This window comes from Amycolatopsis sp. cg9, from assembly GCF_041346945.1.
Taxonomy (GTDB): Bacteria; Actinomycetota; Actinomycetes; order Mycobacteriales; family Pseudonocardiaceae; genus Amycolatopsis.
Map to the genome: position 1 here is coordinate 2,479,545 of NZ_CP166850.1, position 20,475 is coordinate 2,500,019.

Sequence of the window (20,475 nt, forward strand, 5' to 3'; positions counted from 1 at the left end):
CGCCACCAGCGGTGACGGCCTTCTTCCTCAGCGGAGGATCAGCGCTCGACCTCGCCGCGGATGAACTTCTCGACGGCGTCGCGCGCGGTCGCGTCGTCGTACTGCTCCGGCGGCGACTTCATGAAGTAGGAGGAGGCCGACAGGATCGGGCCGCCGATGCCGCGGTCCTTCGCGATCTTCGCGGCGCGCACGGCGTCGATGATGATGCCCGCCGAGTTCGGCGAGTCCCACACCTCGAGCTTGTACTCCAGGTTCAGCGGCACGTCGCCGAACGCACGGCCCTCGAGCCGGACGTAGGCCCACTTGCGGTCGTCGAGCCACTGCACGTAGTCCGACGGTCCGATGTGGACGTTGCCCTTGCCGAGGTCGCGGTCGACCTGCGAGGTGACGGACTGGGTCTTGGAGATCTTCTTCGACTCGAGCCGCTCGAGCTCCTTCATGTTCAGGAAGTCCATGTTCCCGCCCACGTTGAGCTGCATCGTCCGGTCGAGCTGGACGCCGCGGTCCTCGAACAGCTTCGCCAGCACGCGGTGCGTGATCGTGGCGCCGACCTGGGACTTGATGTCGTCGCCGACGATCGGGACGCCGGCGTCTTCGAACTTCTTCGCCCACTCGGGGTCGGAGGCGATGAACACGGGCAGCGCGTTGACGAACGCCACCCCGGCGTCGATCGCGGCCTGGGCGTAGAACTTGTCCGCCACCTCGGAGCCCACCGGCAGGTACGACACGAGCACGTCGGCCTCGGCCTCGCGCAGCGCGGCGACGACGTCGACCGGGGTCTCGTCGGACTCCTCGATCGTCTCGCGGTAGAAGCGGCCGAGCCCGTCGTGGGTGTGGCCGCGCTGGACGGTGACGCCGAGCGGCGGCACGTCGGCGATCTTGATGGTGTTGTTCTCCGAGGCGAAGATCGCCTCGGAGAGGTCGCGGCTGACCTTCTTGGCGTCCACGTCGAACGCGGCGACGAACTCGATGTCGCGGACGTGGTACCCGCCGAAGTCGACGTGCATCAGACCGGGGACGCGGGTGGCCGGGTCCGCGTCGCGGTAGTACTGGACACCCTGGACCAGCGACGCCGCGCAGTTGCCGACGCCCACGATGGCCACCCGTACGCGGCGGTTCTCGCCCATGGGGGTTTCTCCTTCAATCCGTGTCTGTTCAGTAGGTCTGGTGCCGCGACGCTGCGGCCCGCGCCGGCCGGCTCAGGTCTCCGGACCCTGCCGTTCGGCTTGTTCGTGCGCGATCAGCTCGTTGAGCCAGCGCACCTCCCGCTCGCTGGTCTCCAGCCCGAGCCGGTGCAGCTCGCGGGTGTAGCGATCGATCTTCTCCTCGGCCCGCGACAGCGCCGCTCGCAAACCCTCGCGGCGCTCCTCGACCCGGCGGCGGCGACCCTCGAGGATCCGCATCCGCACGTCGGCCGGGGTGCGCGAGAAGAAGGCCAGGTGAACACCGAAGCCTTCGTCGTCCCAGGTCTGCGGCCCGGCGTCGCCGAGCAGCTCACCGAAGCGCTCCTTGCCCTCCGCGGTGAGCTTGTAGACCCGCCGTCCGCGCCGCGACCACGCCCGGTCGTCGGCCTCGTCCAGCTCCTCGACCAGGTACCCGGCCCGCAGCAGCTTCCGCAGGGTCGGGTACAGCGAGCCGTACGAGAACGTCCGGAGCGTGCCGAGCGTCTCGTGCAGCCGCTTGCGCAGCACGTACCCGTGCATGGGCGCTTCGTGCAGAAGACCCAGGATCGCGAACTCCAGCACACCGCACCCCCTTCCGGGAACAAACCGAGACGACGGGCGTTGCTCCGAACGGGTCGCCTCGATCCAACCTACTCAGCCACTATATCGCGCCGATACATCGAAGTGGCGAAGCTAACCCCGACCGTGTACGCACCGAGGGCGAAATTCACCGGAGAGTTATCGAACGTCCGGCGTGTCCGCCCCGGTCGGGCAGGTGGTCGCGCTAGGGGGCGTGGACGGCACAGGAAGAGCCCGTACTCTGTCCTGGTGATTAACCAGCGGCAGGTCGTGGACTACGCGCTGCAGCGCCGTGCGCTGCTGGCCGAAGTCCGCTCCGGGCGCGTCGGCAGCTACGAAGCCTGCGACGCGAGCCCGTACCTGCTGCGGGCGGCGAAGTTCCACGGCCGGGCCGGTGACCTGCCCTGCCCGATCTGCCGCCAGGAACCGCTGACCCTGGTGTCCTGGGTCTACGGTGACGAACTCAAGCACGTCGCGGGTTCGGCGAGGACGCCCGAAGAGCTGGCCAGGATGGCCGGCATGTTCGCCGAGTTCACCGTGTACGACGTCGAAGTGTGCCGCGCGTGCCACTGGAACCACCTGGTCCGGTCGTACGTCCTCGGCACGGGGGAATCGGCCGGTCCACGAAGGACCGCAGGCCGGTGAGCTGGATCACAACCGCTGAAGAGCGCAGAACGGCGCCCCACCGGGCGCCGGTCTGGGAGGCCCATTCGTGAACGACGACCGCAACCGCTCCTGGCCCGGCCAGGAGCCAGATGCACCTCGCCGTGCCCAGTCAGGCCCGTGGCCGGGGGAAGACCCCGGACCGGCGTGGCCCGGCGAAGAAGCCCCCCGCCGACCCCAGCGCAACACCCCGCCCCGCGGCAACCCGCGCGGCGGCGGTGGCGCGCCCGAGTGGCCGTCCGGCGACGAAGGCGGCCCGCAGTGGCCGGGCGAGGAGCCGCCCCGGCGGCCGCAGCGTCCCCGCGGGCAGCAGGGCATGCCGCCGCGCCGGGCCGTCCCGCCGCCCGGTCAGCGTCCCCAGCAGAGCCCGCCGCCCGCTTCGCCGCCGGAGGGCTTCCGCCAGCCACGCGGCGGCCGGCCCGTGCCGCCCCCGGGCCGCGAACCGGACCTCATCACCCACCACGCGCACAACGGCACCGACGACTTCGGGCGCGACCCGTACGACGACGGCTACGACGACGCCGCGTTCAACGAGTTCGCCGACGACGTCGAGCCCCAGGACGAGCTCGACGAAGACGGCAAGCGGATCCTGACGCCGGCGCAGAAGAAGAAGCGCCGCTGGAAGATCGTGCGCCGGGTGGCGTACGCCTGCGTCGGCCTGTTCTTCGTGGTCCCCGCGATCGCGTTCGTCATCACGTACTTCCTGGTCGACGTGCCGACGCCGGAGAGCATCAAGTCGCTGCAGAACCAGCCGATCACCTACTACGACGCCGGTGGCCAGGTGATGGGCCGCGAGCTCCCGCCGGGCGGCGACCGCCAGCTGCTCAAGCCGGGCGAGGTTCCCGACGTCGTCAAGCACGCCGTGTACTCGGCCGAGGACGCGACGTTCGAGACCAACTCGGGCTTCGACGTCACCGGCATCCTGCGCGCGGTCTGGAACCAGGTTTCCGGTGGCCAGGGCGGTGGTTCGACCATCTCCCAGCAGTACATCAAGCAGGCCACGCAGAACGACGCCCCGACGCTGACCCGCAAGTGGACCGAGCTGGCGAAGTCGTTCAAGATGAACAACCAGCAGTCCAAGGAAGAGATCATCACTTCCTACCTGAACATCGTCTACTTCGGCCGCGGGGCGAACGGCATCCAGGCGGCCGCGAAGGCGTACTTCAACAAGGACGCCAAGGACCTCAACGCGTCCGAGGCCTCGCTGCTGGCCGGTCTGATCCAGGGACCCGGCCGGTCGGAGAACCAGAAGTACGCCCAGCAGCGCTGGACGTACGTGATGGACCAGATGGTCGCGAACAAGTGGCTGCGCGCGGACGAGCGCGCCGCCGCCCAGTACCCGACGCCGATCGCGAAGAACGCGAACAAGGAGGAAAACTCCGGGAAGATGACCTACCAGCTCCAGCAGCGGATCAAGGACGAGCTGGCGGCGAAGGGTTACGACGAGAACAGGCTGTTCTCCACCGGAGCGAAGATCTACACCACGATCGACCCGGCGGCGCAGGCCGCGGCGGAGCAGGCCGCCCAGGAGGGCATGAAGGGCCAGACGGACGAGAACCTGCTCAACGCGCTGGTCGCGGTCAACCCGAAGACGGGCGGCGTGATCGCCTACTACGGCGGGCCGGAGCTGGTGAAGGACGCGAACGGCAAGGACCAGATCGGCCAGGACCGGGCGAACCAGGCCCGGAACCCGGGTTCGTCGGTGAAGGCGTTCGACCTCACGGCGTTCCTCAAGATGGGCAAGGGCCTCGGCGAGACGTTCGACGGCTCCAACAACCGGGTGCTCGGCGGCCGCACGGTCCGGAACGCGGGTGACAGCGCGAGCTGCGGCAAGGACTGCACGGTCGCCAAGGCGATGGAGATCTCGGCGAACACCGTGTTCTACGACATGGTCCTGAACGTGACGAAGCCGTCGCGGGTCGCGGAAGCGGCGAAGGACGCCGGGGTCAAGGTCGCGCCGGAGGGCAAGAGCGTCCTCTACACCGACGACAACAACATCTCGCTCGGCGGTGGTGGCACGGCCGTGACGCCGGAGGACATGGCGGCCGCGTACGCCTCGTTCGCCAGCGGCGGCACGTACCACGAGCAGCACTTCGTCGCGAAGCTGACGAACAAGCAGGACGAAGTCGAGTTCGACGAGAACAACATCAAGACCAACCCGGCGTTCTCCGACGACGCGGCCAAGAGCCAGCAGATCGCCGGCAACGTCACCGAGGCGCTCGTCCCCGTCATCGACCACTCGAAGCTGAAGTGCCCGACCGGCCACGAGTGCGCAGGCAAGACCGGTACGCAGCAGTACACCGCCAAGGACGACGACCCGGCGGCGTACAAGGACCGCAACGCGCAGACCTGGATGGTCGGCTACACGCCGTCGGTGTCGGCCGCGGTCTGGGTCGGCGGCGACGGCAACAAGCCGCTGCACGACCCGAAGAACAAGCCGATCTTCGGTGCGACCATCGCCGGTCCGACGTGGCAGAACTTCATGAACCTCTACCTCAAGGGCAAGCCGGCGGAGAAGTTCGACAAGGTCGCGGCGATCGGCAAGGACGTCAACGACGTGACCACGACGCCGACGAAGCCCCCGGAGACGCCGAGCACGACGACGACGCCGACGAGCCCGGAGTCGTCCGAGAGCACCGAGCCGACGAACACCGACACGGAGACGTCGACGTCGAGGAGCGGCCGCCCGACGCGGCCCGGGCCGGGCGAAACCCCGACGTTCCCGCTGGGCAACACCTCGGGTGGTGGTGGCGGGGTCGCTGCCCCGCCGGGCGCCGGCCCGGGGTAGACCGCAGGGCCCTCCGCGATCGCGCGGAGGGCCCTGAGTCGTTTTCAGGGTGATCATCCACAACCCGGCGGCTTCACGAACGTCCATTCCTACAGGGGTGGCGACTGTCGCTGCCCGCGAACCTGGAGGACTGCCCCGTGCCCGACGATCGATCCCGCTCCTGGCCGCCGGGCCAGGGTCCTGATCCGCGCCGTCGTGGGCCGTCCGGACCGCAGGGGCCCCACGGACAGCCGCCGCGCCGCCCTCAGCAGCAGCAACCGCCGCAGCCGCCGCGCGGGTACCGGCCCGAGCCGCCGCCGATGAGCGGCGGTCCCGAGCTGATGACGCACCACGCGTACGAGGAGCCGGCCGGTTACGACGACGTCGAGCAGCCCGAAGACGGCAAGCCGGTCCTCACGCCGGAACAGCGCAAGAAGCGCCGCTGGAAGATCATCCGGCGGGTCGCCTACGGCTTCTTCGGGTTGTTCTTCGTGCTGCCCGCGATCGCGTTCGTCATCACGTACTTCCTGGTCGACGTGCCCTCGCCGACCGAGGTCGCGCAGAACCAGAGCCAGGCGGTGACCTACCTCTACGCCGACGGTTCGCCGATGGGCAAGGACGTCCCGCGCGGCGGCAACCGCGTGCTGCTGACGCCGGACCAGATCCCCGACGTCATGAAGCACGCGGCGATCGCGACCGAGGACGACTCGTTCGAGACCAACTCGGGCTTCGACGTCGGCGGCCTGCTGCGCGCGGTCTACAACCAGGCCACCGGCGGCACCGGCGGTGGTTCGACGATTTCGCAGCAGTACATCAAGAAGGCCACCGACAACGACGCGCCCACGCTGACGCGCAAGTGGACCGAGCTGGCCAAGTCCTTCAAGATGAACCAGACGTACGAGAAGAAGGACATCATCACCGCGTACCTGAACATCATCTACTTCGGGCGCGGGGCGTACGGGGTGGGCGCGGCTTCGCAGGCCTTCTTCCACAAGGAAGCCAAGGACCTCAGCTTCTCGGAGGCCGCGCTGCTGGCCGGGCTGATCCAGCAGCCGGGCCGGTCGGAGAACCCCAAGGTCGCGAACGACCGCTGGAACACCGCGCTCGACCGGATGGTGAAGAACAACTACATCAGCGCGGCCGACCGCGCGGCGGCGCAGTTCCCGACGCCGATCCCGCTGGAAGACAGCAAGCAGCAGGCCGGCGCGCCGCCCGCGTTCGTCGTGCAGCAGGTGAAGGAAGAGCTGGCCGCGCACGACATCCCGGAAGACCGTTACTACTCCGGCGGTTTCGTGGTCCAGACGACGATCGACCCGAAGGCGCAGCAGGCCGCCGAGCAGGCCGCCACCGACGCGATGAAGAACCAGGTCGACGACAACCTGCTCAACGCGCTCGTCGCCGTCGACCCGAAGACCGGCGGCGTGCTCGCCTACTACGGCGGCAAGCCGATCGTGCAGGTCAACGGGCAGGACCAGGCCGGGCGCGACTGGGCGGACACCCCGCAGAACCCGGGTTCGTCGATGAAGCCGTTCGACCTCACCGCGCTGCTCAAGATGGGCAAGGGCCTCGACACCACCTACGACGGCTCCAACAACCGCGTCTTCGACGGCCGCGTCGTGCGCAACGCCGGCCCCGGCAGCAGCTGCTCGCAGCAGTGCACCGTCGCCGAAGCGATGGAGCGCTCGGCGAACACCGTGTTCTACGACATGGTCCTGCACGACACCAAGCAGGGCCCGGTCAAGGAAGCGGCGAAGGAAGCCGGGGTCAAGGTCAAGGAGGACGGCGGCCAGTCGATCATCTCCACCAAGGACAACAACATCTCCCTCGGCGGCGGCGAAACCCAGATCACCCCGCTGGACATGGCCGCGGCGTACGCGACCTTCGCGGCCAACGGCCAGCAGCGTGACCGGCACTTCGTGCTGAAGGTGAGCAACGCGCAGAACGAGGTCGCGTGGGAGGCCTCGACCGACGCCAAGGCCGTGTTCGACAGCGAATCGGACAAGAGCCGGCAGATCGCCGGCAACGTCACCGAAGCGCTGAAGCCGGTGATCGGCTTCTCGAAGCTGAAGTGCCCCAACGGCCACGAGTGCGCCGGCAAGACCGGGACGCAGCAGCACACGAAGGTCGCGGGCGAGCCGGCGTGGGCGGCGAACGCGAACTCGCAGACGTGGATGGTCGGCTACACCCCGTCGGTCTCGGTGGCGGCCTGGGTCGGCGGCGACGGCAACAAGCCGCTGCACGGCAGGAACAACTCGCCGATCTACGGCTCCACGATCGCCGGCCCGATGTGGCAGAAGTTCCTGTCGCTGTACCTGACGGGCAAGCCGGGCGAGCGCTTCGACAAGGTCGACCGCATCGGCGGCGCGGTCGCACCCCCGCCGTCGTCCGACGTGGCGACGACGACGGACGCGACCCCGACCGACGACAACGCGGACGACGGCGACAACGGCGACCAGCACGGCGGCGACCAGACCAGCGGGGAGTCGAAGCCGTCGACCACGCCGAAGCACACGAAGCCGTCGACGACCCCGAAGGAGACTCCGACCGGTACGCCGGACCCGGAGGGGTAGCCGGCTGAACCACGGTGGGCGGCGGTACGTGTGCCTCCCGAGAGGACTGCGTCCGCAGCCCACCGTGGAGGACGGCCCGTGAACCACGACCGGCAGCCCGAACCCCGACGTCGTCGCGCCCGGCGGCCCGTGCCGCGTGCCGGGCTGCTGGGCAGCGAGCCCGAGCTGATCACCCACCACGCGCACAACGGCACCGAACCGGACGAGCCGCCGACCGTACCGATCGTCCGGCAGCGCGCCGGTGGGCCGCCGCGCCGGCCGCGGCCGCTCACCGCCCAGGACCTGCGACGACGGCGGTGGCGGCGGGTCCGGCGGATCGCCTACGTGGCCGCGGGGCTGTTCTTCGTCGTCCCCGGGATCGCCTTCGCGCTCACCTACCTGGCCGTCGACGTCCCCTCGCCGGAGACGATCGCGCAGGCGCAGGGCCAGGCCGTCACCTACCTGTTCAGCGACGGCACCGAGATGGGCAAGGACGTCCCCACCGGCGGCAACCGGCAGATCCTCGCGCCGAACCAGATCCCGGACGTCGTCAAGAAAGCCGTGATCGCCACCGAGGACGCGTCGTTCGAGACGAACTCCGGCTTCGACGTCGGCGGCATCCTGCGCGCGGCGTACAACCAGGTCACCGGCGGCTCCGGCGGCGGCTCGACGATTTCGCAGCAGTACATCAAGAACGCTTCCGGCGACGACGACCCGACGTTGACGCGCAAGTGGGTCGAGCTCGCGAAGTCCTTCAAGATGAACCAGACCTACGAGAAGGCGGACATCATCACCGCCTACCTCAACATCATCTACTTCGGCCGCGGCTCGTACGGGATCCAAGCCGCCGCGCAGGCGTACTTCGGCAAGGACGCCGGTCAGCTCGACTACTCGCAGGCCGCCCTGCTCGCCGGGCTGATCCAGCAGCCGGGCCGCTCGGAGAACACCGCCGTCGCGACGAGCCGGTGGACCACGGCGCTGGACCGGATGCTCAAGAACGGCTACCTGACGCCGGCCCAGCGCGCCGCCGCGAAGTTCCCGACGCCGATCCCGCTGCGCGAGAGCAAGCAGGCCGGCGCGCTCAACCCGTTCCTCAAGAAGCAGGTCAAGGCCGAGCTGGCGGCGCAGGGGATCGACGAGAAGCAGTACTACTCGGGCGGCTTCCAGGTGTTCACCACCATCGACCCGCAGGCGCAGCAGTCCGCCGAAAAGGCCGTCGCCGAAGGGATGGACGGCCAGACCGACGACCGGATCCTGAACGCGCTGGTGGCCGTCGACCCGAAGACCGGCGGCGTGCTCGCGTACTACGGCGGCGAAGCGATCGTGAAGGGCCCGAACGGCGAAGACCTGGCCGGGCGCGACTGGGCCGACGAGGCGCACAACCCCGGGTCGTCGATGAAGCCGTTCGACCTGGCGGCGTTCCTCAAGCTCGGCCGCGGCCTCGACGCGCGGTTCGACGGCACGTCCCCGCGCACGTTCCCCGGCGTCGACCTCCCGATCCGCAACGCCGGTGACAGCAGCAGCTGCTCGCAGGCGTGCACCGTCTCCGAAGCGATGCAGCGGTCCACGAACACGGTGTTCTACGACATGGTGCTCAACGTGACGAAGCCGGCCGGCGTGGCGGAAGCCGCGCGGGAGGCGGGCATCCGGACGAAGGACAACGGCGGCCGCAGCGAGCTGTTCACCGGTGACAACAACATCTCCATCGGCGGGGGCGGCACGCAGGTCACGCCGTCCGACATGGCCTCGGCGTACGCGACCTTCGCGGCGGGCGGCGTCCAGCGCGACCGGCACTTCGTGCAGAAGGTGACCAACGCGAACGGCGAAACCGCGTACGAGGCGAAGCTGCGCTCGGCCGACGCGTTCGCCGACAACGACTCGCAGAAGAGCGCGCAGATCGCCGGGAACGTGACGGCGGCCTTGGCTCCGGTGATCCAGTTCTCCCGGCTGACCTGCCCGAACGGTCACGAGTGCGCGGGCAAGACGGGGACGCAGCAGCACACGCCGCAGAACGACGAACCCGCGTCGGCGGCGAACGCGAACTCCCAGACGTGGATGGTGGGCTACACGCCTTCGGTGTCGGCCGCGGTCTGGGTGGGCAGCGACGGCGACAAGGCGCTGCGCGGCCCGGGTGGCGCCCCGCTGTTCGGTTCGACGCTCGCCGGCCCGATCTGGGACCGGTTCATGCAGCTCTACCTGGCGGACCGGCCGGCCGAGCGCTTCGACCGCGTCGCCGCGATCAGCTCGCCGCAGGACCGCGTGCAGGTCCAGCCGCCGCAACAGCAACAACAGCAGCGGGACCAGCGGGATTCGGTCCAGTTCGGCGACGGCGGCAACCGGCAGCAGAACGACCAGCTCGACCGGATCCGGGAGTTCCAGCAGCGGCTGCAGGAACTGCAGGACCAGCAGCGCGGCCGAAGGAGGCCGTGACCTCGGAGCTGGGGGTCACCGAGGTCACGGCCTGGTCAGGGGGTCAGAGTTCGACCGTGTTGCCTTCGACGCCGGAGCGGTGCGCGGCTTCGATCACGCGCAGGGCCGCGACCGACGACTCGGGGTCGACCGGGAACTCGCCTTCGCCGCGCAGCGCGTCGCGGACCTGGGCGTAGAACAGCTCGTAGCGGCCGACCTCGGTGGGGACGGTCTTGACGTCGTTGCCGACGCCGATCTTGCCCGCGTCCGACGCCGGCTCGACGCCCCACGCTTCGTCGCCCGGGCGCATGCCCGCCTTGATCTGCGGTTCCTGCACGTCGAGGCCGTACTTGGTGAACGTCGCCTGGTCGCCGAGCACCCGGAAGCGCGGGTTCTGCGTGCCGGCGAGCGCGGACGCCCACAGGTGCGAGCGGACGCCGTTGGCGTGGTGCAGCGCGACGAAGACGTCGTCGTCGACCTGGACGCCGGCCCGGCGGCGGTCGACCTCGGCGTAGACGCGGGTGACCGGGCCGAACAGCTGCAGCGCCTGGTCGACGATGTGCGCGCCGAGGTCGTAGAGCAGGCCGCCGGCCTCGGCCGGGTCGCCGAACTCGCGCCAGTTGTCCTTGGGCTTGGGCACCCAGCGGTCGTAGCGGGACTCGAAGCGGAAGACCTCGCCGAGCTTGCCGGACTCGAGGACCTTCCGGACGGTGAGGAAGTCGGAGTCGAGCCGCCGGTTCTGGAACACGGTCAGGCCGACGCCCGCCGCCTTCGCCGCGGCCACGACCCGCTCGGCCTCGGCCGCGGTCGGCGCGAACGGCTTGTCGACGACCACCGGCAGGCCGGCCTCGATCGCCCGCAGCGCGAGCGGGACGTGCGTGCGGTTCGGCGTGCTGACCACGACGAGGTCGAGCTCGCCGGCGTGCTCGAAGAACGCGTCGGCGTCCGGCACGACCTCCGCGCCGGGGTGGTCGGCGCGCGCCTGGGCGGCGTTGGACGACGTCGAGAGCACCGCCGGGGTGAGCCCGGGCGTCGCCGCCACCAGCGGGGCGTGGAAGACGCGTCCGCCGATGCCGTACCCGAGAACACCCACGCGCAAGTCACTCATGCCGCCATTAAACAACACTGTTGCGTAATTCGCCAGACGTGCGAAGATCCTGTCCATGGCGGACACCGGCGTCAACCTGCGCAGCGTGCGGGAGCACAACCGCGCCCTGCTGCTCACGCACATCCTGCGCGCCGGCGGCCTCAGCCGCGTCGAACTCGCCGAGCGCACCAGTCTCACCCAGCAGGCCGTCTCCAAGATCGTGCCCGAACTCCTCGACGCCGGCTTGCTGGACGAAGAGCGCCAGCCGTCGACCGGCGTCGGCAAGCCGCGGACGCTGCTGACCATCCGGCCCGGCGCCCGGCACGCGCTCGGCGCGCGCCTCGACCGCGACGAGTTCCGCGTGCTGCGCACCAACCTCATCGGCGAGGTCGAGGAGACGGCGGGCGGCCCGCTGCCGCCCGGGTTCACGCCCGAGCAGGCGGTCGAGGCCATCGGCGCCGCCGCGCTCGAGCTCGCCGACGGCTTCGACGTGCTCGGCCTCGGCCTGGGCGCGGTCGGCCCGCTGGACCACCTCGCCGGCCTGGTCCGCGACGCGACGAACATGCCCGGCTGGCATGACGTCCCCCTGCGCGACCTGCTGGAGAAGCGCACCGGCCTGCCGGTGGTGCTCGACAAGAACACCAACGCCGCCGCGTTCGCCCGGCTCTGGCCGCACGGCGAGCCGACGGCGACCGCGGTGGTGCTCGTCGGCACCGGCATCGGCGTCGGCCTGCTGATCGACGGGCGGCTCTACCGCGGCCCGCGGACCAACGCGGGTGAGTTCGGGCACACCACGATCGCCTACGACGGGCCCCGCTGCGCCTGCGGGCGGCACGGCTGCGTCGAGATCATGGCCAAGCGCGCACCGGACACGCGGGCCGCCGCCGGCTACCTCGGCATCGGGCTCGCCGACCTCGTCCAGGTGCTCGACCTGGAGCGGATCGTGCTGGCCGGGCGCGCGGTGCGGGACGAACCGGACGTGCACCGCGAAGCCGTTTCGGCCCGGCTCGAGGAGCTGCTGCCGCTGCCGCACTGGCAGCGGATCGAGGTCGTCGAGGACACCTCCGGCGAGGAACTGGTGACCCGCGGCGCCGCCGCCGAGGTCCTGGCCTCGTACTACGCGAATCCGGCATGATCACCGGCTTCACCGCCGCGCTCCGCGATCACCGATACGATCCGCCTCGTGCCAGAGGAGACCACGCGCGAGCCGGACCCCGGCCCCGTGACGCTGACCCGGGCGGACCGGGTCGTCCCGAGCTGGAACGAGCCCCTCGCGGCGGCGGTCACCAGACCCGTCGGCGGCCCGCTCGGTGAGCACGCGGCGATCGGCAGGCACTGGTTCTGGTCGCCCCAGCGCGTCGGGCTGCTGCTCGCCACGCTCGCGCTGATGCTCTGCTGGTTCGGCAAGGGCTCCTGCATCCAGCAGTACCAGGACTCGAGCGGCGCCACCCAGCTCGACTGGCGCGCGGGCCGCCCGTTCGTCGCGATGTGCTATTCCGACATCGTGCCGCTCTACAGCTCCGAGCGGCTCGACCGGCCGGGCACCTTCCCGTACTACACGTCCTGGAAGGAGAACACGCAGACGGCGGAGAACGGCACCCGGTACATGGAGTACCCGGTGTTCACCGGCCTCTTCCAGTGGGCGAACGCGAAGCTCGCGGCGGGTTGGTACAACGTCGCCGAAGCCGGCTGGCTGCCGGGTGGGCTGCCGGTGGCCATCTACTTCGACATCACGGCGTTCTTCCTGGCGCTGGCCTGGCTCGTCACGGTCTGGGCCACCGGCCGGACGGTGAAACGGCGGCCGTGGGACGCGGTGCTGGTGGCGATCTCCCCGCTGGTGCTGGTGCACGCCTTCACCAACTTCGACGCGATCGCGACCGCGTTCACCGCGACCGGCCTGCTGGCCTGGGCGCGCAAGCGGCCGCTGCTCGCCGGGCTGCTGCTCGGCCTCGGCGCGACGGCGAAGCTCTACCCGCTGTTCCTGCTCGGCGTGCTGTTCGCGCTCTGCCTGCGCGCGGGAAAGCTGACGCCGTTCTGGAAGACCGCGGGCGCCACCGTCGTGACGTGGCTGGCGGTGAACGCGCCGTTCATCCTCACCGCCACCCGCGGCTGGTGGGAGTTCTTCCGGATGAACACGCTGCGGCCGATGGACCCGGACTCGCTGTACAACGTCCTCTCGTACACGACGGGCTGGGCCGGGTTCGACGGCGTGCTGCAGAAGAACCAGACGCCGACGTACCTGAACCTCACGGTGGCGGTGCTGTTCCTCGCCTGCTGCGCCGGCATCGCGTACCTCGCGCTCGCCGCGCCACGGCGGCCACGCGTCGGCCAGCTCGCGTTCCTGGTCGTGGCCGCGTTCCTGCTGACGAACAAGGTGTGGAGCCCGCAGTACTCGCTGTGGCTGGTGCCGCTGGCGGTGCTGGCGATCCCGCGCTGGCGGCTGCTGCTCGGCTGGATGCTGATCGACGCGCTGGTCTGGGTGCCGCGGATGTTCTACTACCTCGGCATCGACCACAAGGGCCTGCCCGAGGGCTGGTTCCTCGGCACGGTCGTGGTGCGCGACCTGGCCGTGGTCGCGCTGTGCGTGCTGGTCGTCCGTGAGATCTACCGCCCGTCGACGGACCTGGTCCGGCTGGCGGGCGACGACGACCCGGCCGGCGGCTTCCTCGACGGCGCCCGGGACGTGATCATCCCGAACGCCACGCGGCGCCGCCGGAAGGCCGTGGCCGTCTAGCCGAGCTTTTCCCGCAGGTAGGCGATGTCGGCGGCCTGGCCGTCGGCCGGGGTCTCGACGACGACCGGCGCGCCCGCGGCGCGGGCCACCTCGGCCAGCACCTCGGGGTCGATCGTGCCTTCGCCCTCGACGACGTTGGCGTGCCGGTCGCGGGTCGAGCCGAACTCGTCGCGCGAGTTGTTGAGGTGCACCAGGTCGATCCGGCCGGTGATGGCCTTGACCTTCTCGACGGCGGTTTCGAGGTCCCAGCCCGCGGCGAACGCGTGGCAGGTGTCCAGGCAGAACCCGGCGCCGAACTCGCCGACCTTGTCCCACAGCCGGGCGATGACGTCGAGGTCGCGGGTCATCGCGTTCTCGCCGCCCGCGGTGTTCTCGATCAGGATCGGGACCTTGAAGCCGCCCTTCTCCTGCTCGCGCTCGAAGAGCTTGCGCCAGTTGTCGAGGCCGGTCTCGGCGTCGTCGTTCGCGCCGACGTGCCCGCCGTGCACGATCAGGCCCTTGGCGCCGATGGCTGCCGCACCGTCCGCGTGCTGCGTGACGTTCTTACGGGATGGGATCCGGATCCGGTTGTTCAGCGAAGCCACGTTGATGAGGTAAGGAGAGTGGATGAACACCTCGACGGGGTCGGCCGCGATGGCCTCGCCGTGGGGGTGCGGCTTCGGGGCCTTCCAGCCCTGCGGGTCCGAGAGGAAGAACTGGACGACGTCGGCTTTGCGCTCGGCGACCGCGGTCAACGGGTCGTCGTCACGGACATGGGCGCCAATCAGCATGCCGAGCACGCTACTCCGGGTTCTCCTTTCCCCTGCGGGACCGGTTGGTGACGCTCGTGGAGTACCGTGAGCGCGTTCCGTGATCCAGATTGGTCCGACTGCCGGAGGGCATCGATGGGGAAGCAGTTCGCACGGATCACCGCACTGGGGTTCACCTTCGCCGCGTCGGCCGCTTTGGCGATGCCGGGCGTGGCGAGCGCGGACACCATCCCGACCCTCGGCGGGGACTGCGCGGCCACGCTGCAGAACGGCCAGGCCCGCGACGCGAAGACCGGTCTCGTCCTCGACGCCGGCGCCCCGCTGAACGCCCCGAACCAGCTCACGGTCGGGCTCGACTCGAGCGCGCGGGACACGGACGGCTCACAGCCACTGCTCACCCTGCCGGTGGGCGACACCGTGAAGGCGCTCGGCGTCGGCGAGCTGCCGCTGGTCGGCGACGCGGCGGCCAAGGGCGTCTGCCCGGCCGCGCAGGGTGTCGTGAACACGGTCGGCGGCGTCGTGCAGGGCGCGGACCTGCCCCCGCTGCCGCTCCCGCCGGGCCCGAACCCGCCCCAGCCCGCGCCGCCGTCCCCGGTGCCGCCGGGGCCGAACCCGCCGGGTGACAGCACCGGCCCGGTGACCACCGGCCCGGGCAACGCGAGCCTGCCGGGCGACGCGATCTCGGGCATCTTCACCAACGCCGCGCTGCTGCCGGGCGCCCTGGTGCAGGCCCCGGTGGTCGCCCAGATCATCCCCGGCCAGCAGGTTCCCACGGTCGACGCCCAGAAGTCCGGTACGGCGGAGGCACTGCCCGGTGTCACGCCGCCGGCGAAACTGCCGATGCTGCTCGCGGTCCTGGCGCTCGCGATCGTGGCCGCGGCCCTCGTCCGGGCCTGGATCCGCCGCACGCCCGCCTGACCCCTGACGCAGGGTGACACCCGCTTCCACTCGAATGCCGGACATTTCTGAGCGCGCGGGCGTTACCCGGCTGCCCTAACGTCGTTGTCCTGGGAAAGAGGCCACGACACCAGGGGCGGCGCGCATGCAGGAGCGGACACGGAGGGCAACGGCGGTCGGTGCGACGGCGTTCGTGCTCGCGGGTTCGGCCGTGCTCGGCCTGCCCGGCACGGCGTCGGCCGAGACCAAGACCGTGGCGTGCGGCAGCACGGTGAGCGCCAAGCCCGGCGACACGATCAAGGCCACCACCCCGTTGCTCGGCCTCCCGCTCAACCTGGGGGTCGTCACCGAGGGCACCAAGGTCCTGACCGGCACCATCAACGCGATCCTCGGCACCCTCTGCCAGGTCACGGTCAACGTGGTCAACACCGTCGTCTCGCCGGTGCCGGTGGTCGGCGCCCCCGCGGCGAGCGCGATCAACCAGGGTGTCCAGGGCGTGACCAGCGGAACCCAGCAGGGCCTGTCCGCGCTGAGCGGCGGCCAGCCCGCCCCCGGCCAGCAGCCCGGCACCGGCGGCAACCCGCAGCAACCGCCGTCCGGCGGGACCGGAGGCGCGCCGCAGGGCGGCACCCCGCAGGGCTCCGGCGGCATCCCGGAAGCCAACAGCCCGCTGCTCCCCGGCTTCTCCGGCGGCGGCGCCAGCCCGGCGTTCGGCGGCTTCCCGTTCAGCATCGGGACCGGTTACGCGCCGATGCGCGACTACAGCGGCATCCCGTTCGCGACGGCCGGCCTGTTCACCCCTTCGCCGGCGATCCGGTACGGCAGCCAGATCCCGGGTTACGCCCCGCAGTACGGCCTCACCGGCCCGGACGGCACCGCGGCGGACGGCAGTTCCGGCGTCCAGACGGCAGGCCGCGCCGAAGCGTTGCCGTCCGCATCGGACGGTTTCACGAACGGGTCGAACCTGCCGCTGCTGATCGCGGTCCTGGCACTCTCCGGAGTCAGCGCGGGCCTCGTCCGCACCTGGGTGCTCCGCCGAATGGCCGCTGCGAATTGACCCGACTGCCGAGTATCTTTCACGTATCTCCTTCGTTGATCCTGGTGTTGCCTGGAACGACGCCCCCGTAATTCCTTGGAGGACAGTGCTCGTGCGGAAGATCCCCACCTGGCAGACGACCCGCCGCGCACTGACCGTCACCGCTGTCGCCGCCTTCGTGACCGGGGGAGCGTTCCTCTCCGCGGGCACCGCCTCGGCCGCCACGACGCTCGCGGGCACCTGTTCGGGCGCGGTGAACGGCAGCATGGGCGACACGGTCGCGGTGCAGGGCACATCGGTGAAGGAGATCGTCCGCAAGGGCGCGCAGGACTACGTCAACTCCCACCTCTGGACCGCCCTCTCGGTGTGGCCGAACACCATCGCCGACACCATCGCGGGCGAGGGCGCGCTCGCCGTCGGCCAGGTGCCGAACTCCGCCGGCGGCACGATCGCGGGCTCCGCGATCGGCAGCGCCGTCGCCACCGCGCTGAAGGGCTCCAACGGTCTCGGCGTGCTGGACAGCACCAAGACCGAGGTGCTCAACGCGGTCTCCGCGAACGTCGCGAAGAACTGCGGGCTGACCACCGTCGCCACGAACTACGCCCCGCCGTCCACGCCGGGCGCGGGCGGCACCGGCACCCAGCCGGGCGGCGGCACCGGGACCGTCCCCGGCGGCACCTCCGGCAACCTCGCCAACCTGAACCCCGGCACCGCCGGTGGCACGGGTGGCAGCGCGCCGATGCGCGACTACAGCGGCATCCCCACCGCGACCGCCGGCACGGCCGTCGCCCCGGGCGTGCGGTACCCGGCGAACGGCACCCTTCCGGGTGACGCCTCCGCGCCGCAGGCGGGGCAGGGCGACCAGAGCGGGCAGGGCGCCGACATCCGGGACGCCGGGAACGCGCAGTCGCTCGCCTCCAACAGCGCTTCGAACGACGTGCAGCTGCCGATGCTGCTCGCGGTGATCGTGCTGGCCGGGGTCACCGCCGGGCTCGTCCGGACCTGGGTGCTGCGCCGCGCGAGCTGACGCGCGCCAACCGACCCCGCCGTCCGGCCCCGCCGATACCCCCGGGTAGCCTTACCTGGACAAACCCTCCTGCCACGGACAGTCCGTGGCCGCGAGCCCATAGGAGGTGAGTGGTTGTGTCACGCCATTACGAGGTAATGGTCATCCTGGACCCCACGCTCGACGAGCGCACGGTCGCCCCGACCCTCGACACGTTCCTCAACGTGATCCGCACTTCGGGCGGAAGCGTCGAGAAGGTCGACGTCTGGGGCCGTCGTCGCCTCTCGTACGAGATCAAGAAGCACGCGGAGGGCATCTACGCCCTGCTCGACCTGAACTCGTCCTCGGACGCGGTGAAGGAGCTGGACCGCCAGCTGTCGCTGCAGGAGACCGTGCTCCGCACCAAGGTCATGCGCCGCGAGGTCAAGCGCGCCGCGGCCAAGCCCGCTGCCGCCAAGGCCTGAGCCCGAGGGGAACCCCGATGGCTGGAGACACCGTCATCACGGTGGTCGGCAACCTGACGTCCGACCCGGAACTGCGCTTCACCCCGTCCGGTGCGGCGGTCGCGAACTTCACCGTCGCGTCCACCCCGCGCACACTCGACCGGCAGTCCGGCGAGTGGAAGGACGGCGAGGCGCTGTTCCTGCGCTGCAACATCTGGCGGCAGGCGGCGGAGAACGTCGCCGAGTCGCTGACCCGCGGCGCCCGCGTCGTCGTGCAGGGCCGCCTGAAGCAGCGGTCGTTCGAGACGAAGGAAGGCGAGAAGCGCACCGTCGTCGAGCTCGAGGTCGACGAAATCGGCCCCTCGCTGCGCTACGCCACGGCCAAGGTCAACAAGGTCAGCCGCGGTGGCGGCGGCGGTGGTGACTTCGGCGGCGGCGGTGGCGGCGGCGGCAACCGCGGTGGCGGCGGCGCACCGGCCGACGACCCGTGGGGTTCGGCCCCGCCGGCCGGCGGCGGTGGCGGCGGTGGCTTCTCGGACGAGCCCCCCTTCTGATCTCGCACACATCCACAAGATTTGAATTCCAGGAGTAACCAGTGGCCAAGCCACCCATCCGCAAGCCCAAGAAGAAGGTCTGCGTGTTCTGCAAGGCCGAGAAGAAGGGCCGCCCGGAACTGATCGACTACAAGGACACCAACCTGCTGCGGAAGTACATCTCCGACCGCGGCAAGATCCGTGCCCGTCGCGTCACCGGCAACTGCAGCCAGCACCAGCGTGACATCGCCATCGCGGTCAAGAACTCCCGCGAGATGGCGCTGCTGCCCTACACCTCGACCGCGCGCTAAGGGAGGGCACTGACATGGCGAAGATCATCCTCACCACGGACGTGGCCAACCTCGGCGGCCCCGGCGACATCGTCGAGGTCAAGGACGGTTACGCGCGCAACTACCTGCTCCCGCGGGGCTACGCGATCGTGGCCTCCAAGGGCGCGGAGAAGAACGTGCGCACCATCCAGCGCGCGCAGGAGAGCCGTCGCATCCGCGACCTCGACCACGCCAAGGAGATCAAGGCGACGCTGGAGGGCCTCGGCGCCATCCAGCTGACCGGCAAGGCGGCCGAGGGCTCGAAGAAGCTCTTCGGTTCGATCACCGCGGCCGAGATCGTCGACGCGATCAAGGCGGCCGGTGGCCCGCTGCTCGACAAGCGCGTCATCGAGCTCCGCGACCACATCAAGACCGTGGGCAAGCACTCGGTCGGCGCCCGGCTTCACCCGGACGTGAAGGTCGACGTGCGGCTCGAGGTCAAGGCCGTCGCGCAGTAAGGCAGTACGTCGTGGAAGGCGGGTCGTCCCTGGTGGGCGGCCCGCCTTCACGCGTTTCGGGGGAACCCCGGACAGGCGGGCGGCGTCGGAGGAGAATGGGCGGGGACGCGAAGGGGATGGATCCGGATGGCCAATGAAGTCAACATGTCAGCACCGGCCGGTGGCGGTGGCTTCACGTTCGACGCCGACAAGATCGACGCCGTCATCAAGAAGTGGCAGGATCTGCGGGCCGACCTGAAGCGCGACTACGACGACGCCAACCTGATGGCGAACGTGAAGGCGCCCGGCAAGGAGTTCGCCAGCGAAGACTGGGAGAAGCTCGCGAACCCGTCCGGCAAGGCGTTCCTCGAGCAGAACCGCAAGATGCAGGAATACGTCACGAACTACATCGACGCGCTGACCGCGGCGAAGCAGAAGATCACCACCAAGGAGTCGGACACCCAGGCCGACATGGCGAAGACGGGGAACCAGGCCACGTGAACCGACGACTGCTCGCCGTCCCGGCACTGGCCTTCGCCGTGCTCGCCGTCGCCGGGTGCGGCGGCAAGACCAGGGGCACCGCCAACGCCGCGCCGTCGACCGCCGAATCGAGCAGCGAGACCCGCTCCGTGGCCGATACCGCGCCGCGGGTGCCGAGTCCGCTGAACACCGGTGCGATCACGTCGGACGCCTGCGCGACGCTGTCGGCGTCGGCGCGCTCCGACCTGGCGCTCGGCGAAGGCGAGCCTCGGACCACGGGCAACGGCCCGAGCTGCACGTTCACCGAGGCGGCCGACCCGGGCAACCAGATCGACGTGACCACGGTGACGGCGAACAAGAACGGCCTCCAGGACGTCTACGACACCAAGGCCAACGACGCCTACTGGGGCGAGACCCAGGCCGCCGGCTACCCGGCCGTCTACGCCGCGGCGGTCGACGACCGCAAGAACGGCAAGTGCGGCCTGTTCGTCGGGGTGACCGACGAGCTGGCGGTGAACATCCTGGTCCAGTACGACAACGGCGCCGGCGCTTCGGACCCGTGCCCGGTGGCGATGAAGTTCGGCGAGTCGATGATCCACACCCTGGGAGGCTGA

19 protein-coding genes are annotated in these 20,475 nt (G+C 70.4%); 15 read left to right on the forward strand and 4 right to left on the reverse strand.

Going from position 1 to position 20,475, the window contains the following annotated elements:
* Window positions 1-38 precede the first annotated feature (38 nt).
* On the reverse strand, window positions 39-1,127 hold the full coding sequence (locus tag AB5J73_RS11650; protein WP_370969701.1) for an inositol-3-phosphate synthase: 1,089 nt from the start codon (window positions 1,125-1,127) through the stop codon (window positions 39-41).
* A 72-nt stretch (window positions 1,128-1,199) separates the two neighbouring features.
* On the reverse strand, window positions 1,200-1,745 hold the full coding sequence (locus AB5J73_RS11655) for a PadR family transcriptional regulator (RefSeq protein ID WP_086856499.1): 546 nt from the start codon (window positions 1,743-1,745) through the stop codon (window positions 1,200-1,202).
* 246 nt (window positions 1,746-1,991) lie between these two features.
* Here AB5J73_RS11655 and AB5J73_RS11660 point away from each other — a divergent pair, with 246 nt between their 5' ends.
* From AB5J73_RS11660 to AB5J73_RS11675, 4 genes are all read left to right on the forward strand, one after another.
* Entirely contained in the window at window positions 1,992-2,387 is a 396-nt protein-coding gene (locus AB5J73_RS11660; protein ID WP_370969702.1) for a DUF5318 domain-containing protein, read from the forward strand.
* A 67-nt stretch (window positions 2,388-2,454) separates the two neighbouring features.
* Window positions 2,455-5,193 carry a transglycosylase domain-containing protein gene (locus AB5J73_RS11665; RefSeq protein WP_370969703.1) on the forward strand — a complete coding sequence of 913 codons (2,739 nt, stop codon included), beginning with the start codon at window positions 2,455-2,457 and terminating at the stop codon, window positions 5,191-5,193.
* Between the two features lie 299 nt (window positions 5,194-5,492).
* Window positions 5,493-7,742 carry a transglycosylase domain-containing protein gene (locus AB5J73_RS11670; protein WP_370969704.1) on the forward strand — a complete coding sequence of 750 codons (2,250 nt, stop codon included), beginning with the start codon at window positions 5,493-5,495 and terminating at the stop codon, window positions 7,740-7,742.
* 78 nt (window positions 7,743-7,820) lie between these two features.
* The gene (locus tag AB5J73_RS11675) at window positions 7,821-10,151 is read left to right on the forward strand and encodes a transglycosylase domain-containing protein (RefSeq protein WP_370969705.1); all 2,331 of its coding nucleotides are present in this window, start codon (window positions 7,821-7,823) and stop codon (window positions 10,149-10,151) included.
* Window positions 10,152-10,194: 43 nt separating this feature from the next.
* Here AB5J73_RS11675 and AB5J73_RS11680 read toward each other — a convergent pair whose 3' ends face one another.
* Entirely contained in the window at window positions 10,195-11,238 is a 1,044-nt protein-coding gene (locus AB5J73_RS11680) for a Gfo/Idh/MocA family oxidoreductase (RefSeq protein ID WP_370969706.1), read from the reverse strand.
* Window positions 11,239-11,293: 55 nt separating this feature from the next.
* On the opposite strand from AB5J73_RS11680, the gene AB5J73_RS11685 reads away from it, so the two are divergent.
* Together AB5J73_RS11685 and AB5J73_RS11690 are read left to right on the forward strand one after the other, a co-directional pair.
* Window positions 11,294-12,352 (forward strand): ROK family transcriptional regulator, encoded by a 1,059-nt coding sequence (locus AB5J73_RS11685; protein ID WP_370969707.1) that lies wholly within the window; start codon window positions 11,294-11,296, stop codon window positions 12,350-12,352.
* A gap of 48 nt (window positions 12,353-12,400) precedes the next feature.
* Window positions 12,401-13,951: a glycosyltransferase family 87 protein gene (locus AB5J73_RS11690; RefSeq protein WP_370969708.1), complete on the forward strand. Its 1,551-nt coding sequence runs from the start codon at window positions 12,401-12,403 to the stop codon at window positions 13,949-13,951.
* On the opposite strand, the gene AB5J73_RS11695 is transcribed toward AB5J73_RS11690, so the two are convergent.
* On the reverse strand, window positions 13,948-14,721 hold the full coding sequence (locus tag AB5J73_RS11695; RefSeq protein WP_370969709.1) for a deoxyribonuclease IV: 774 nt from the start codon (window positions 14,719-14,721) through the stop codon (window positions 13,948-13,950). The two genes, AB5J73_RS11690 and AB5J73_RS11695, sit on opposite strands and share 4 nt — an antisense overlap.
* A 114-nt stretch (window positions 14,722-14,835) precedes the next feature.
* On the opposite strand from AB5J73_RS11695, the gene AB5J73_RS11700 reads away from it, so the two are divergent.
* The 9 genes from AB5J73_RS11700 to AB5J73_RS11740 all read left to right on the forward strand — a co-directional run bounded on the left by AB5J73_RS11700 (window position 14,836) and on the right by AB5J73_RS11740 (window position 20,475).
* Window positions 14,836-15,618, forward strand: a complete 783-nt coding sequence (locus AB5J73_RS11700; RefSeq protein ID WP_370969710.1) for a hypothetical protein — start codon at window positions 14,836-14,838, stop codon at window positions 15,616-15,618.
* A 124-nt stretch (window positions 15,619-15,742) separates the two neighbouring features.
* Entirely contained in the window at window positions 15,743-16,654 is a 912-nt protein-coding gene (locus AB5J73_RS11705; protein WP_370969711.1) for a hypothetical protein, read from the forward strand.
* 85 nt (window positions 16,655-16,739) lie between these two features.
* Window positions 16,740-17,660, forward strand: a complete 921-nt coding sequence (locus AB5J73_RS11710; protein WP_370969712.1) for a hypothetical protein — start codon at window positions 16,740-16,742, stop codon at window positions 17,658-17,660.
* Window positions 17,661-17,776: 116 nt separating this feature from the next.
* The gene (rpsF, locus tag AB5J73_RS11715; protein ID WP_176742059.1) at window positions 17,777-18,103 is read left to right on the forward strand and encodes a 30S ribosomal protein S6; all 327 of its coding nucleotides are present in this window, start codon (window positions 17,777-17,779) and stop codon (window positions 18,101-18,103) included.
* A gap of 17 nt (window positions 18,104-18,120) precedes the next feature.
* A complete protein-coding gene (locus AB5J73_RS11720; protein WP_370969713.1) occupies window positions 18,121-18,636 on the forward strand; it encodes a single-stranded DNA-binding protein in 516 nt (171 codons plus the stop codon).
* 41 nt (window positions 18,637-18,677) lie between these two features.
* On the forward strand, window positions 18,678-18,926 hold the full coding sequence (gene rpsR / locus AB5J73_RS11725; RefSeq protein ID WP_003098744.1) for a 30S ribosomal protein S18: 249 nt from the start codon (window positions 18,678-18,680) through the stop codon (window positions 18,924-18,926).
* A 14-nt stretch (window positions 18,927-18,940) separates the two neighbouring features.
* The gene (gene rplI, locus AB5J73_RS11730; protein WP_370969714.1) at window positions 18,941-19,402 is read left to right on the forward strand and encodes a 50S ribosomal protein L9; all 462 of its coding nucleotides are present in this window, start codon (window positions 18,941-18,943) and stop codon (window positions 19,400-19,402) included.
* Between the two features lie 126 nt (window positions 19,403-19,528).
* On the forward strand, window positions 19,529-19,882 hold the full coding sequence (locus tag AB5J73_RS11735; RefSeq protein ID WP_370969715.1) for a hypothetical protein: 354 nt from the start codon (window positions 19,529-19,531) through the stop codon (window positions 19,880-19,882).
* Window positions 19,879-20,475, forward strand: coding sequence for a DUF3558 domain-containing protein (locus tag AB5J73_RS11740; protein WP_370969716.1), 597 nt, complete (start codon window positions 19,879-19,881; stop codon window positions 20,473-20,475). The genes AB5J73_RS11735 and AB5J73_RS11740 overlap by 4 nt, the downstream gene beginning before the upstream one ends.

Excerpts from the sequence above, each read along its gene's own strand:
- AB5J73_RS11650 (WP_370969701.1), bottom strand. The coding sequence starts at position 1,127 with ATGGGCGAGAACCGCCGCGTACGGGTGGCCATCGTGGGCGTCGGCAAC.
- AB5J73_RS11670 (WP_370969704.1), top strand. The coding sequence starts at position 5,493 with ATGAGCGGCGGTCCCGAGCTGATGACGCACCACGCGTACGAGGAGCCG.
- AB5J73_RS11680 (WP_370969706.1), bottom strand. The coding sequence starts at position 11,238 with ATGAGTGACTTGCGCGTGGGTGTTCTCGGGTACGGCATCGGCGGACGC.
- AB5J73_RS11685 (WP_370969707.1), top strand. The coding sequence starts at position 11,294 with ATGGCGGACACCGGCGTCAACCTGCGCAGCGTGCGGGAGCACAACCGC.
- AB5J73_RS11695 (WP_370969709.1), bottom strand. The coding sequence starts at position 14,721 with ATGCTGATTGGCGCCCATGTCCGTGACGACGACCCGTTGACCGCGGTC.
- AB5J73_RS11700 (WP_370969710.1), top strand. The coding sequence starts at position 14,836 with ATGGGGAAGCAGTTCGCACGGATCACCGCACTGGGGTTCACCTTCGCC.
- AB5J73_RS11705 (WP_370969711.1), top strand. The coding sequence starts at position 15,743 with ATGCAGGAGCGGACACGGAGGGCAACGGCGGTCGGTGCGACGGCGTTC.
- AB5J73_RS11720 (WP_370969713.1), top strand. The coding sequence starts at position 18,121 with ATGGCTGGAGACACCGTCATCACGGTGGTCGGCAACCTGACGTCCGAC.
- rplI (WP_370969714.1), top strand. The coding sequence starts at position 18,941 with ATGGCGAAGATCATCCTCACCACGGACGTGGCCAACCTCGGCGGCCCC.
- AB5J73_RS11735 (WP_370969715.1), top strand. The coding sequence starts at position 19,529 with ATGGCCAATGAAGTCAACATGTCAGCACCGGCCGGTGGCGGTGGCTTC.